Below are 13,041 nucleotides of genomic sequence, written 5' to 3'. Positions count from 1 at the left end.
GCTCTGTCAGTGCAGAGCGACCTAATTTCTGGTTACGCATGGCCCCGCCCTTTCAAGATGCTGTACGCGCCGCAGAAGGTGCCGAACAGGATGCCGGTGACGGGGAAGATCACCCAATTGATGTCCCACCGGTGATAGATAAAACCGCTGACCAGAAAAATGCAGGCAGCCAAAGGCCACACCACCGAAGCAACCGCCCCGATCACCCGATTCTCCTCTTTTTTCTCCTTGGTAAACTCCTCTTTCTGAAGCAGCATATTGTAGCTTTCACGGATGGTTCCATAATAAATGAACAGGAATACGGCAATGCCCACAAACATCAGCAGGACGGGCACTCCATAAGCGGTGGCTCTATCCCCAACGGCGGACGCGATGAAAATGGCAACCGGAGAAAGAACGGCCAGACAAACACCGGATATCAGGGAAACGGTATAGGAAGGAGCGAAGGCCGATTTCCTGTTTTCAATCATACCCTTCAGGGAAGAGGCAATTACGAAGTCTCCCTGCAAATACTTGTATTTTTCCAGCTTCATGCCCGTGTAGATAAAAATGCCAATGGCCGGCACAACCAAAACAAACATGGCGGCAAGCCCCACCATATAGCCGGCATCCTCCGAAAGCTCCCAGCCCACCAAGCTGTCTTTTACCAAAGCGGAAATTAGCACAAGCAGAGCCGCACCCGCCAGACACATAAAAACGCCCAATCCGATCAAAAGACCGGTTTTCTTCTTCATCATCATAAAGTCCAAAGCCTCTTCCTCCGTTACAACCGGCAGAGCCGCTTCCTCTGCGGGCAGCGGGATATTCAGCTCCGCCAGCAGCTCATCGATATTGCCAAACTCGGAAATGACAATGCCTACCGCTTCGTTTTCCGTTTTGCCCTCTTGCTTCAGCTCCTGATACTTCTCCTCCATCGTAGCCAGCATTTCTTCCTTCAGAGTGAGCATCTGCCGGGTGCGGGGGAGGGAAGCAAACATGTTATCCAGATAGCTGGCGATTGTATCCATGCCGTCACAGCTCCTTTATAAATTTGTTGACAACCTCTTGGGTAACCAGCCATTCTCTGCATTTGTCCTGGTAATAAGCCAATCCCGATGGAGTAATGCGGTAATAGGTGCGCCTTTTGCCCAGACTCTCATCTTTATGGAAGGATTCAATATAACCGTTATTCTCCAGGCGGGTGAAAGCGGAATAGAGCGTGGTTTCCTTCATAATGTATTTCTCCTCCGAGAGCTTTTTGATGTTCTTGGAGATTTCATAGCCATAGGACTCTCCATGGAGAAGCATATACAGGATCATGGTGTCGTTATACCCCCGGATCACATCGCTGCTGATCAAACGCCGGCCTCCTTTCTCATCATCGGTGGTGCTGCATTTCCTTTACTGCATCTGTCGTACTTCGACTGTCGTAGTAAAATCATTGTAGCATAAATACTACGACAGATAAAGTAGTTAAATGATTTATTTCGTATAGGCTGATATGGTAAAAAATAAACCTGCCGCAGCTGCTGCAAGGTTACAGGCAGCATGAAGGGCAGGTTATTCAAAAGGCTTCATAAATTATGAAGGGAAAGCAGATAATTATTTGCAGCCTAAGGCACCACAAATTGCACGCGGGTTCCGTCTGGATATTGCTCCAGCTGATTGCTGACCCAGCTGCCTGCACCGCGGTTATCGGAGGGGTCAATGTATTGGATATCCGCACCGGCCCCGCCTTCCGCACACATAGCCATAGGCCATTCATCCCGGTCATACCCTGTTTTGGTGGGAATTCCCTTCAGCGATTCCTTGCGGTTCTCCTCAGCCCCATTCCTGTCCAGGGTACAAATGGAGGATTCCCCCGCCGCGATGGCTTCTTTAATGTGCCGGGCTGTTTCCGGGTAGCGGTCTGCCGGGAAGTGAAGCGTTACGGTCTCTCCTGCGCCGGTTTGACTATCCGTGCGGATATCGATGTACCCGTTAAGCTGGGCATACCAAAGGATACCCACAATAAGCAGCAGAGTGGCGATTCTTATGTATTTTTTCATGAAGCGGCCTCACCTCAAGGAATATTGTAGGGGCAGCTGCAGATATTGTAAAGCCTTGTATTCCCTCTGATTGAGGCCTGCAGCCCATGGCGTTATAATGAATAAAATGCCTAAGCTGCCGGAGGAATGATTCATGTACAATTTTACGCCAGAAGAAGCGGTGAAGATTGAAGGGCGCTTCGGCAAGGCCTTTTATGACCGGCTGGGGGAAAAGCTGGACCGGTGCGCAGAACGGTGGGAGCTTAAGCGGATGGAGCTGCTGCCTTCCTTTTCGGCCAACTGTGTGTTTACATGCGAGTCCGCCGCATTCGGCAAGGCTATCCTGAAGCTGGGCCCTCCCGGCAGGGAACGGAGCACAGAGGCGTCGGCACTGCAGGAGTACAACGGCGGGCGGTTTTGCAGGCTATATACTGCCGATTTGGCCGAGGGAGCTATTCTTGAGGAACGCATTCTTCCGGGAACTCCGTTGAGAGCGGAGCAGTCTACGGAAAAAAGACTGTCCGTCTACTCCGGCTTGGTTTCCGGCCTGCATAAGGAGCCCTCCGATCCCGGGGCGTATCCCTCGTATCTGGATTGGGTCAGCCGTATCGCCTACTTTATGCAGGGTCAGGAGGACTTCCGCGAACTCAGCGGACATATGCAAAGAGCCGAGGCCCTCTGCCGGGTGCTGTGGGCGGCTTATCCCCGGCGGCTTTTGCTCCATGGGGATTTGCACCACGATAATATCCTGCTGGGGGAGGGCGGAGCCTACCGGATTATTGACCCCAAGGGGGTGGTGGGCGATCCCGTGTTTGACGTTCCGCGGTTTATACTGAATGAAATGGATGAGACTATCGCTCCCGATACATACGGCAGGCTGAACACGGTTATCGTCAAGCTGACTGGACTTTTGAATATTCCGGAAGCCGTCATCCGCCAATGCCTCTACATTGAAACGGCCATGTCCCAATGCTGGAATGTGGAAAGCGGCATGACTCCATCCATGGACCATGTGGAGTTGGCGGAGGCGCTGATGGCGGAGGCAGGGGCGAATCCATTGGCGCAGCCGGATGCGGGGACGCAAGGTTAGCCGGGAGACTTATGATGTAAGGAAGGCGCTTGAGCCAATGAGGCTTAAAGCGCTTTTTTTCGAGCTAAGCACACCTTGTCATTTGCTTCACCGGACATTTGAGCGAGCCGGATTCCACCAATTTCCGGCAGTGGTCTGACTTGAGCCTTTTTACCAAGAAAGCACGCAGATTCGGCTAGCCCAAACAAACGGACTCACGATCCGTTATTAGGCGGAAAAACGGTGTTTTTTCACCTGAGCGGACCCACGATTCGTTATGTGCCGAAAAAAAGGCGGTTTGCCGTCAGTTGGGGACAAATAACGTACCGTGTGTCCGCGAAATCATCAGAAGTCCGCATTTTGGCATAATAACGGATTCTCGGTCCGGATAGCCCGGCCTCGCGTGTTATACGCCGGATTGGATCAATGTTTGTGCTCACATATGATCGTTTGTGAAAGAATATTTTCAATAAAGCGCTTTACAAAAGATTAATGATCATATATTATCATAAGTGAGAGCAAACGATCATCATAATCTCCAATTGGCAATGAAATGACTGCAAATGAGCATGATAGATGCAGGGGGTGAAGCCGTTTTGCTATATGAAGAAGAACGCAAGCAGCAGATATGCGACTATATACAAACCTCCGGACGGGCTTCCGTCCAGGAGCTGGCTCAATTTTTTCAGGTATCCGAATCCACCGTCAGGCGGGATTTGAAGGATTTGGAGGAGGGCGGTCAGGTCAGACGCACTCACGGAGGCGCAGTGGCCATTATCCAGGCGGATAACGCGGAGCCGTCCTTCGTGGAGAAGGAAGACCGCTTCCGGCTGCAGAAAGAGGCTATCGCCCGTGAAGCCGCATCGCTGGTCCGGGAGGGAGACACCATTATCCTGGACTCCGGCACCACTACCTATTACCTGGCCAAAGCCATTAAATCGGTTCCCCGGCTTACGGTGGTCACCAATTCCATTATGGTGGCCCGGGAGCTGGCCCAGCAGGCCAACATCAGTCTGGTGCTTACCGGCGGAACGGTGCGTTATGAGACGTTGGCTATGGTGGGGCCGATGGCGGAGCGGGCGCTGGAGCAGCTGAAGGTGGATAAAACCTTCCTGGCCATCAACGGAATCGAGCCGGTTGCAGGATTAACCACTCCCAGCATCACCGAAGCGGAAATGAAGCGGAAAATGATCCATGCCGGCCGTGAGGTCATTCTGTTAGCGGACCACAGCAAATATGGCAAGTCCGTGTTTGCCAAGGTGGCGGATCTGAAGGACATCGACCGCCTGATCACCGATTCCCTCCTGCCGGAAGCAGCCAGACAGGGGCTGGAGGATGCGGGCGTACAGTTGACCGTTGCGGCGGAAAAAGGAGAATGACATCATGATAACCCCTTCTGTAGTTACAGTGACGATGAATCCGGCAGTGGACAAAACAGTCAGTGTGGATAAAATCGAGCTGGCCGGGCTGAACCGGATCAAGGAGGTCCGGATTGACGCGGGAGGCAAGGGCATTAATGTAGCCAAGGTCCTGGCAGGCTTTGGGGTAAAAGCAGCCGCACTGGCTGTAGCCGGCGGCTATCAAAGCAGGCTGCTCCGGGATAAGCTGGAGCAGGCAGGCATTCCCTGCAGCTTCGAGGAGGCGGAGGGAGAGACCCGGGTCAACCTGAAGGTGGTGGATGAGAGCACCCGCCAGACCACCGAGTTCAACGAACCGGGAATCCGGGTGGACGCTGCTGTTCTGGACCGTTTTACCCGGCGGTTTGAGGAAGCCCTTGAAGGCGCCGCGTATACGGTAATCGGAGGCAGCCTGCCGCCGGGAGCCCCACCGGAATACTACCGGACCCTGATTGAGGCTTCGCGGAAGCGGGGCGTGCCCGTGGTTCTGGATGCGGACGGTACCGCCTTCGCCCAGGGGGTGGAGGCGCGGCCCTTCGCCATCAAGCCGAACATTCACGAGCTGGAGCTTTATTTTGGCCGCAGGCTGCCGGATGATGGGGAGCTGGTATCGGCGGCCCGGGAGCTGATCCGGGAAAAAGGGGTGCGGCTGGTGCTGGTTTCCATGGGCGGCGACGGCTCCATTCTTGTCAATGAGACGGAGGCCTACCGGGCCAGGCCCTTTCCCATCCGTCCGTTAAGCACGGTTGGCGCCGGAGATTCCATGGTAGCCGCCATGGTGTACAGTCTGCTCGGCGGACGCACCTTGCCGGAAATGGCCAGAATCACCTCCGCTGCGGGTACCATCACCGCATCCAAACCCGGCACCCAGGTTTGCGGCATTGAAGAAGTGGAGGCCGCTATGGAAAGGGTTGGGTTAGCCTCCATTTGAGTTCTGATATTTTGCCCTCATAACGATAAAAAGGGGATGACATGTATGAAAAAACTGTTGGCTGTCACCGCTTGCCCCACCGGCGTCGCTCATACCTATATGGCGGCGGAATCGCTTCTGAAATCTGCCCGGGAGAAGGATATTCCCATCAAGGTGGAGACACGGGGCGCCGTAGGGGTGGAAAATGAGCTGTCCGACGAAGAGATTGCCGAAGCTCACGCCATTATTATTGCCGCCGATACGGATGTGCTGGAGGGGCGGTTTGCCGGCAAGCCGGTGGTGAAGGTGCCCGTTGCCCAGGCGATCAAGAACCCGGCCGGACTGCTGGAGGAGGCGCTGGGTCTGGAAGCTGCGCCCGCCAAGGCCGATTCCGGTCTGGCCGACCAGGTGGAGAAGGTCAAGACAGAGCGCGGCGCGGCCCGCAAGGGAGCCTACAAGCATCTGATGACTGGCGTGTCCGCCATGCTGCCGCTGGTTGTGGCGGGTGGCCTTCTGATTGCGCTGTCCTTTGTGTTCGGCATCGAAGCCTTCAAAGAGGAAGGAACTCTTGCCGCGGCATTGATGAACATTGGCAGCGGCGCCGCTTTTCAACTGATGGTACCCATTCTGGCGGGCTTCATCGCCTTCTCCATTGCCGAAAAGCCGGGTATGGCTCCAGGGCTGGTGGGCGGCATGCTGGCCTCCCAGATCGGCGCAGGCTTTCTGGGGGGCATTATTGCCGGCTTCCTGGCAGGTTATGTGGCCAAATGGATGAAGCAATATATCAAGATGCCGCGGAATTTGGAGGGACTGAAGCCCATTCTGATCATTCCCCTTCTGGCTACCGGCATTACCGGCCTGATGATGGTTTACGTGATAGGAGAACCGATTAAATATGTTATGGACGGCCTGACCGGCTGGCTGCAAAATCTGGGCACCACCAATGCCGTTCTGCTCGGTCTGATTCTGGGCGGCATGATGGCCTTTGATATGGGCGGACCGCTGAACAAAACCGCCTACACCTTCTCGGTTGGCCTGCTGGCCAGCAATGTATACGGTCCCATGGCCGCCGTAATGGCCGCGGGCATGACCCCTCCCCTGGCTCTTTGGCTGGCGACATTAATCGCCAAGAACAAGTTTACCCGGGAGGAGCGGGATGCGGGCAAGGCCGCATCGGTGCTGGGTTTGGCCTTCATTACGGAAGGCGCCATTCCCTTTGCCGCGGGGGACCCCTTCCGGGTCATTCCCTCCATTATCGCCGGTTCGGCAGTGACCGGAGCCATGTCCATGATGTTTGACGTCACCCTGCGGGCTCCCCACGGCGGCGCCTTCGTCCTGGCGATCCCCAACGCAGTCAACCATGTGGCCTGGTACGCCCTGTCCATCATTGTCGGCACGCTGGTATCCGCCTTGCTGCTGGCCGTCCTCAAAAAACCGCTGCAATCCCAAAGCGCCTAAGAGAAAAAAGAATGCTGATTTCTCCGCAGCCCTAAGTATAAGGAAGACCTGCGCCGGACATACAAACCTTAGCCGGAAGCACGCCCAAACCCCATAACCAGGAGGATATTGCCATGACCATAACCGAGCTGTTAGATTCCAGATCCGTATTGATTCCCCTAGACGCCCAGTCCAAGGAGGAGGCCATCGGCCTTCTGGCGGACGGCCTTGCCGAAAGCGGCAGCTTAAGCGACAAAGCCGCTTATCTGGAGGCTGTTCTGCAGCGGGAGGCCACCGGCTCCACCGGCATCGGCTTCGGCGTAGCCATTCCCCACGGCAAGTCCCCCGGCGTGGCCAAAGCGGGCATTGCCTTTGCCAAGCTGGCCCGGCCGCTGGAGTGGGCCTCGCTGGACGGCAATCCCGTCCAGGCGGTGTTTATGATCGCCGTTCCCCAAGAAGCGGCGGGCAATGATCATTTGAAGGTTCTGATCGCCATCTCCCGCAAGCTCATCGATGACGAGTTCCGCGGCAAGCTGCTGGCGGTTGCGGATTATGAAGAGCTTGCCGGCTTGCTTGCCGGCATTTAAGCTCCATAGAAGAGGAGGATTTCCATGCAGCAAAGACAAGTCACCATCAGAAACGAAGCGGGCTTTCATATCCGTCCCGCCCAATTGTTCACGGAAAAGGCGGGGGCATTCCAGTCGGCCATCCACGTGAAGCCGGAAGGCCAGGACGCCGGCATCGATGGCAAAAGCATTCTCGGCTTAATGACCCTTGGGCTGTCCAAAGGCGCAGGGATGATTATTACGGCAGAGGGCTCCGATGAGGAGGAAGCTGTGGAAACCCTGGCCCGGTTGGTGGAGGGGGGCTTCGGCGAGGCGTAAAGCCAGCCGGAGCCGGCATAAAAGCGGAAGGACAGGAGGAATCGCGGCATGACATCCACAATCATCAAGGGCCTGGGAGTTTCCGAGGGCATCCGGATGGGCAAGGCGTATGTGTATGCCCCTCTGAAGCTGGGGGACCGGGCCGAACGGAAGACGGATGCTCCCGAAGCGGAGCTGAAGCGGCTGCACCAGGCCAAGGCCCGCTGTCTGGAGGAGCTGGAGGAGCTTATTGGGCAGACGCGGCAGAAGCTGGGGGAGGAGAAGGCAGCCATTCTGAAAGGGCAGGTCAGCTTCTTGAACGACCCTACCTTTTTCCCGCCCATGGAGCAGCTGATCCGGAAGGAAGGCTGGAGTGCGGAGACGGCTGTCACCCGCGTAGCCTTGCAGATCGCCGGTATTTTTGAAAAGATGGACAATGCCTATATGCAGGAGAGGGCGGCGGACATTAAGGACGTGGGCAGCCGCCTTCTGGCCCAAGTGTTGGAACACAGCGGGGCCAGGCTGTCGGACATCCGCGATGAGGTGGTGCTGGTAGCCGACGACCTGACTCCTTCGGATACGGTGCAGTTGGACCGTTCCCTGGTGCAGGGCTTCATCACCCGCATCGGCGGCAAAACCTCCCATACCGCTATTCTTGCCCAATCCCTGGGGATTGCCGCAGTGTTGGGGGTAGGCGGCGGCTTGGACGAAATCCGGAATGGAGACTTGGTCATTCTGGACGGCTCCACAGGCGAATGCCTGGTGCGTCCGGAGGAGACGGTGCGGCAGCAATACATCCGGCTGATGGAGGCGGAGCGGGCCGACCGGGAGCGGCTGGCTGCTTTTGCCGCCCGGCCTGCGGCCACCGCCGACGGCTTCCGGGTGGAGATTGCCGCCAATATCGGCACCCCGGCGGAAGCGGAGGGACTGATCGCCAAGGGAGCGGAGGCTGTTGGCCTGTACCGGACGGAATTCCTGTTTATGGGCAGCAGCACCATGCCCGGCGAACAGCTTCAGTTTGAGGCCTACAGGGCTGCGGCCCAGTCCATGGAGGGCCGGCCGGTGGTGATCCGGACGCTGGATATCGGCGGAGACAAGGAGCTGCCGTATCTGGAGCTGGAGAAGGAGATGAACCCGTTCCTGGGCTACCGGGCCATCCGGCTTTGCCTGGACCGGCAGGAGCTTCTGCGCACCCAACTGCGGGCGGTGCTCCGGGCCAGCGCCTTCGGCAATCTGAAGATCATGTTCCCCATGATCTCCGGACTTGGGGAATGGCGGCAGGCCAAGGCCATCTATACAGAGGTCCGGGCCCAGTTGGAGGCGGAAGGAGTCCCCATGGCGGACAAGGTGGAGCTGGGCATCATGGTGGAAATTCCGTCCGTCGCGGTGCTGGCCCACAGCTTTGCCAAGGAAGTGGATTTTTTCAGCATCGGCACCAATGATCTGGTTCAATATACGGTCGCAGTGGACCGGATGAACGAAAAGGTCTCCTATCTCTACGATTATTTCCACCCCGCGGTGATCCGGCTGATCAAGAATGTGATCGACGCAGCCAATGCCCACGGCAAATGGGCGGGCATGTGCGGCAGTATGGCCGGAGACAGGCTGGCAGCGCCGCTGCTTCTGGGGCTGGGTCTCCATGAATGGAGCATGTCTCCCGGCTCCCTCCATAAGGTGAAGGAAACGATAGCCGGATGCAGCCGCGCCGATTGCGTGAAGCTGACTGAGGAGATTCTGGAACTGGAAACGCCGGAGGAAATCCGCGCAGCGCTCACCGCTTTTCTGGATAAATAGGGAATGACGCCATCCGCCTGCTCATCCGAGTATGGCGGATTTGTGCCAATCGCCCGATAGCTTGTGAAAAAAGTGACAACCTTTATTCCCATTTCTTGCTGGCTGTTTTATAATGAATATAAAATTGAAATGGGTGATCCTGAGCATGAGACTGGAGCAAAATGTGGTTGTCACCTGCTGCGCGAATGCGCATGCGGAAGCGGTGTCGGAGCTTGTGCAGGAGGCATGGCGGACTGCGGGCCTGGCCAATCCCGGCGAGCAGGTGGAAGAGGCTGTGTCCGCCTTCAGTTGGGAGCGGATTATCCGGGATATGCCCGGACGGTTGAGCTATGTGGCTGTGCTGCGCCATAAGGTAGTGGGCGTGGTGATTCTGTCCCAGGGCGAAGCGGGGATATCCTGCATTGAGGCGTTGTGTGTAGCTCCCGAGTTCCACGGGCAAGGCATCGGTGAGCTTTTGATCGAAACGGCGGAAAAACGTGCAGGCGAGCTGGGGGCCAAACGGATGAGCGTCTCCGGGCGGCTTGCCAATGCCGGGTTCTTCCGCAGGTATGGCTATCAGGCCGCTTCCGGCCAATCCCAACTGGAAAAAGCGCTGGCTTAAGCGGCGGTTGCCCTTCATCGAAAAGCCCTTACCCGCAAGCCTTGACGGCTTGAACGGATAAGGGCTCTTTGCGTTGTCCTTTTTATCTCCTGCTGTTGCTCTCTAAGGTTCGTCTATGAAGCCAGTCTACAGGAGGAAGCTTAAGAAAAAATGAGCACATCCTTAAAATTGGCTTAAAATCGTCCTGGCAAATATTGTCCTCTTTATCCCAGCACAACCTCCACCTGATGGACGCCGCCCTCTGCGAATACGGGCAGGACATTGCCCTCTACAGGCCGCCCGTCAACGGTTACGGAGCGGACGCCGCTGGACACATGCTCCGGATTCCTGACGGCGATGACGTAGGTGCTGCCCCGGAACTCCCGGGTAATCGTGTAGCCGTCCCAATCCACAGGGATGCAAGGGTCCACCTGCAGGCCGCCGAAATCCGGCTTAATGCCGAGAATGGCCTGGGTGATGGCGATATAGTTCCACGCGGCGGTGCCGGTAAGCCAGGAGTTTTTGGCTTCGCCGTGGCGCACCGCGTCTTTGCCCGCAATCATTTGGGAATAGACATAGGGCTCCATCTTGTGAATTTCGCTGATCTCCTCCAGGTAGGCGGGGGCAATCTTCCGGTAAACCTCGAAGGCTCTGTCTCCCCGGCCCAGCACCGTCTCCGCGATCATGATCCACGGATTGTTATGGCAGAAGATGCCCGCATTTTCCTTGTAGCCCGGCGGATAGGAGGAGATTTCTCCCAGGTTCAGGTAGTAGGTGGAGTAGGGCGGATTTTGCAGCACGATGCCGTACGGCGTTTCCAGACGCTCCTGGACGGATTCCAGCGCCTTTAAGGCAGAGCCGTCCTCTGTACCGATGCCGGCCATGACGCACATGCCTTGAGGCTCGATGAAAATTTGCCCCTCGGCGTTCTCCTTGCTTCCCACTTTATCTCCAAAATGGTCATATGCCCGCAGGAACCAATCGCCGTCGTAGCCGTGCTCCATGGTGGTTTTGCGCATTTCCTCAGTAGCGGCCTCGGCTGCCTCCGCCTCCCCGTCCAGACCGCGGAAGCGGCACAGGGCGGCGAAGTCCGGTCCCGTAAACACGAACAAGCCGGCGATAAAGACGGATTCCGCTACCCGTCCGTCGATGTTGCCGGTGGTCTGGAAGGACTCGCCCGGCTCCTTGGAAAAGCAGTTCAGGTTCAGGCAGTCGTTCCAGTCCGCCCGCCCGATCAGCGGCAGCCCGTGGGGGCCCAGATTGTGGATGACATGATAGAAGGAGCGTTTTAGATGCTCGAACAAGGTTGCCGTATTATCCGGGTTGCAGTCAAAAGGCACCTGTTCGTCCAGAATGCCGAAATCCCCGGTTTCCTTAATGTATGCCGCCGTGCCCACGATCAGCCACAGGGGATCGTCGTTGAAGCCGCCGCCTACCTCGTGGTTGCCTTTTTTGGTCAGAGGCTGGTACTGGTGATAGGCGCTGCCGTCCTCGAACTGGGTGGAGGCAATATCGATGATCCGCTCTCTGGCCCGTTCCGGAATCTGATGCACAAAACCCAGGAGATCCTGGTTGGAATCCCGGAAGCCCATGCCCCGGCCGATCCCTGATTCGAAGTAAGAGGCGGAGCGGGACATATTGAAGGTGACCATACATTGATACGGGTTCCAAATGTTGACCATGCGGGCCAGCTTTTCGTCGCCGGTGGCGAGGGTGTATTTGCCCAGCAGACGGTCCCAGTAGGAAGCCAGCTCGGCAAGAGCGCGGTCAACAGCTTCATCGTCGGTAAAACGGTTCATCATGTCGTAGGCCCGGAACTTGTTGATAACACCCGGCTTTTCCCACTTCTCTTCTTCGGGATTCTCCACATAACCCAGCACAAACACCAGGGATTGCTCTTCGCCGGGAGCAAGGGTCAGCTTGAAGGAGTGGGAGCCCACCGGGCACCAGCCGCTGGCGACGGAATTGAAGGATGCTCCTGCGGCTACCGCATCGGGGCGGTCAAAACCGTTATACGCGCCCAGGAAGGTATCCCGGTCGGTGTCGAAGCCGTCGAAGGGACGGTTTACCGAGAAAAAGGAGAAATGATCGCGGCGTTCCCGGTATTCGGTCTTGTGATAAATAGCGTTGTTCTCCACCTCTACCTCGCCAATGCTCAGATTCCGCTGGAAGTTGGTCATATCGTCATAGGCATTCCAGAGACAGAACTCGATGAAGGAGAAAAGAGTGACGGTTTTGGCGGCGGTGCCGGTGTTCTTCACCTTGACCTGATACACCTCCCCGTTGATTCCCAAGGGGACGAAGGCCAATTGGCTGACGCGGATGCCGTTCCGCTCGCCGGTGATGGAGGTATAGCCCAGACCATGGCGGCATTCGTAAAAATCCAGCTCCCGTTTTACCGGCATCCAGCCCGGTGTCCAGAAGTCGCCGTTGTCATGCAGGTAGAAGTAGCGTCCGCCGTTGTCCAGGGGGACATTGTTGTAGCGGTAGCGGGTGAGCCGCCGTAAACGCGCGTCCCGGTAAAAGCAGTAGCCGCCGGAGGTGTTGGAAATCAAGCCAAAAAAGCTCTCGTTGCCCAGGTAATTGATCCAGGGATAGGGGGTTTGGGGCGTTGTAATGACGTATTCCTTGCGCTGATCGTCAAAATGACCAAATTTCAAAGGGTTCGACTCCTTTCGGGATGGAAGGATTTATGATAAACGGGCGTTTTGTGAACGCGCGTTTATTTTGGGGTGAAAAAAACTGTGTCCCAGGGAGCAGGACATTGCCTGAAGCGGAAAGCCGGATGGGGCGGCCATAATTAACTACGGAAACGCAGAGGGCAGCCGGCACAGAGAAATGTAAGCGTCACAAATTGTTTGCTATTCCCCGAAAGGGAGGTCAAATGGACAAATAGCATACATGAAATGTATGTTAATTGGAATATTTTGATGCAAAACGGTGGTTTTAAGTGGCTTAGCAAACATTTTGTGTATGCTATTTGCC

At 56.4% G+C, this 13,041-nt stretch carries 12 protein-coding genes; 8 read left to right on the top strand and 4 right to left on the bottom strand.

Annotated elements, in window-relative coordinates; translation table 11 throughout:
• Nucleotides 1-32 precede the first annotated feature (32 nt).
• The 3 genes from DQG13_RS11585 to DQG13_RS11575 all read right to left on the bottom strand — a co-directional run bounded on the left by DQG13_RS11585 (nucleotide 33) and on the right by DQG13_RS11575 (nucleotide 2,027).
• Nucleotides 33-1,007, bottom strand: coding sequence for a permease prefix domain 1-containing protein (locus DQG13_RS11585; protein ID WP_113019916.1), 975 nt, complete (start codon nucleotides 1,005-1,007; stop codon nucleotides 33-35).
• A gap of 4 nt (nucleotides 1,008-1,011) precedes the next feature.
• Nucleotides 1,012-1,338 carry a PadR family transcriptional regulator gene (locus tag DQG13_RS11580; RefSeq protein WP_113019915.1) on the bottom strand — a complete coding sequence of 109 codons (327 nt, stop codon included), beginning with the start codon at nucleotides 1,336-1,338 and terminating at the stop codon, nucleotides 1,012-1,014.
• 254 nt (nucleotides 1,339-1,592) lie between these two features.
• A complete protein-coding gene (locus DQG13_RS11575; RefSeq protein WP_113019914.1) occupies nucleotides 1,593-2,027 on the bottom strand; it encodes a NucA/NucB deoxyribonuclease domain-containing protein in 435 nt (144 codons plus the stop codon).
• Between the two features lie 133 nt (nucleotides 2,028-2,160).
• Between DQG13_RS11575 and DQG13_RS11570 the strand changes: the two genes are divergently transcribed.
• The 8 genes from DQG13_RS11570 (at nucleotide 2,161) to DQG13_RS11535 (ending at nucleotide 10,077) form a co-directional block, all read left to right on the top strand.
• The gene (locus DQG13_RS11570; RefSeq protein WP_113019913.1) at nucleotides 2,161-3,096 is read left to right on the top strand and encodes an aminoglycoside phosphotransferase family protein; all 936 of its coding nucleotides are present in this window, start codon (nucleotides 2,161-2,163) and stop codon (nucleotides 3,094-3,096) included.
• 575 nt (nucleotides 3,097-3,671) lie between these two features.
• Nucleotides 3,672-4,454, top strand: coding sequence for a DeoR/GlpR family DNA-binding transcription regulator (locus DQG13_RS11565; protein WP_258525631.1), 783 nt, complete (start codon nucleotides 3,672-3,674; stop codon nucleotides 4,452-4,454).
• Nucleotides 4,455-4,458: 4 nt separating this feature from the next.
• Nucleotides 4,459-5,403 carry a 1-phosphofructokinase gene (gene pfkB / locus DQG13_RS11560; protein WP_113019912.1) on the top strand — a complete coding sequence of 315 codons (945 nt, stop codon included), beginning with the start codon at nucleotides 4,459-4,461 and terminating at the stop codon, nucleotides 5,401-5,403.
• A gap of 45 nt (nucleotides 5,404-5,448) precedes the next feature.
• Entirely contained in the window at nucleotides 5,449-6,840 is a 1,392-nt protein-coding gene (locus DQG13_RS11555; protein ID WP_113019911.1) for a PTS fructose transporter subunit IIC, read from the top strand.
• A gap of 113 nt (nucleotides 6,841-6,953) precedes the next feature.
• On the top strand, nucleotides 6,954-7,406 hold the full coding sequence (locus DQG13_RS11550) for a PTS sugar transporter subunit IIA (RefSeq protein WP_113019910.1): 453 nt from the start codon (nucleotides 6,954-6,956) through the stop codon (nucleotides 7,404-7,406).
• A gap of 24 nt (nucleotides 7,407-7,430) precedes the next feature.
• Nucleotides 7,431-7,703: an HPr family phosphocarrier protein gene (locus DQG13_RS11545; RefSeq protein ID WP_113019909.1), complete on the top strand. Its 273-nt coding sequence runs from the start codon at nucleotides 7,431-7,433 to the stop codon at nucleotides 7,701-7,703.
• Nucleotides 7,704-7,751: 48 nt separating this feature from the next.
• Entirely contained in the window at nucleotides 7,752-9,476 is a 1,725-nt protein-coding gene (gene ptsP / locus DQG13_RS11540; protein ID WP_113019908.1) for a phosphoenolpyruvate--protein phosphotransferase, read from the top strand.
• 145 nt (nucleotides 9,477-9,621) lie between these two features.
• Nucleotides 9,622-10,077, top strand: coding sequence for a GNAT family N-acetyltransferase (locus DQG13_RS11535; protein WP_181592709.1), 456 nt, complete (start codon nucleotides 9,622-9,624; stop codon nucleotides 10,075-10,077).
• A gap of 203 nt (nucleotides 10,078-10,280) precedes the next feature.
• Here the strand turns inward: DQG13_RS11535 and DQG13_RS11530 are convergent, their stop codons facing one another.
• Entirely contained in the window at nucleotides 10,281-12,716 is a 2,436-nt protein-coding gene (locus DQG13_RS11530) for a glycoside hydrolase family 94 protein (protein ID WP_113019906.1), read from the bottom strand.
• Nucleotides 12,717-13,041: the final 325 nt, after the last annotated feature.

This window comes from Paenibacillus sp. YN15 (genome assembly GCF_003285005.1).
In the GTDB taxonomy this organism is placed as follows: domain Bacteria; phylum Bacillota; class Bacilli; order Paenibacillales; family NBRC-103111; genus Paenibacillus_AR.
This window is presented reverse-complemented; position numbering and strand designations above follow the sequence as displayed.

What these genes read in the sequence shown, in the direction of transcription:
- DQG13_RS11555 (WP_113019911.1), top strand. Translation starts at nt 5,449, where the DNA reads ATGAAAAAACTGTTGGCTGTCACCGCTTGCCCCACCGGCGTCGCTCAT.
- DQG13_RS11570 (WP_113019913.1), top strand. Translation starts at nt 2,161, where the DNA reads ATGTACAATTTTACGCCAGAAGAAGCGGTGAAGATTGAAGGGCGCTTC.
- pfkB (WP_113019912.1), top strand. Translation starts at nt 4,459, where the DNA reads ATGATAACCCCTTCTGTAGTTACAGTGACGATGAATCCGGCAGTGGAC.
- ptsP (WP_113019908.1), top strand. Translation starts at nt 7,752, where the DNA reads ATGACATCCACAATCATCAAGGGCCTGGGAGTTTCCGAGGGCATCCGG.
- DQG13_RS11550 (WP_113019910.1), top strand. Translation starts at nt 6,954, where the DNA reads ATGACCATAACCGAGCTGTTAGATTCCAGATCCGTATTGATTCCCCTA.
- DQG13_RS11575 (WP_113019914.1), bottom strand. Translation starts at nt 2,027, where the DNA reads ATGAAAAAATACATAAGAATCGCCACTCTGCTGCTTATTGTGGGTATC.
- DQG13_RS11585 (WP_113019916.1), bottom strand. Translation starts at nt 1,007, where the DNA reads ATGGATACAATCGCCAGCTATCTGGATAACATGTTTGCTTCCCTCCCC.
- DQG13_RS11545 (WP_113019909.1), top strand. Translation starts at nt 7,431, where the DNA reads ATGCAGCAAAGACAAGTCACCATCAGAAACGAAGCGGGCTTTCATATC.
- DQG13_RS11535 (WP_181592709.1), top strand. Translation starts at nt 9,622, where the DNA reads ATGAGACTGGAGCAAAATGTGGTTGTCACCTGCTGCGCGAATGCGCAT.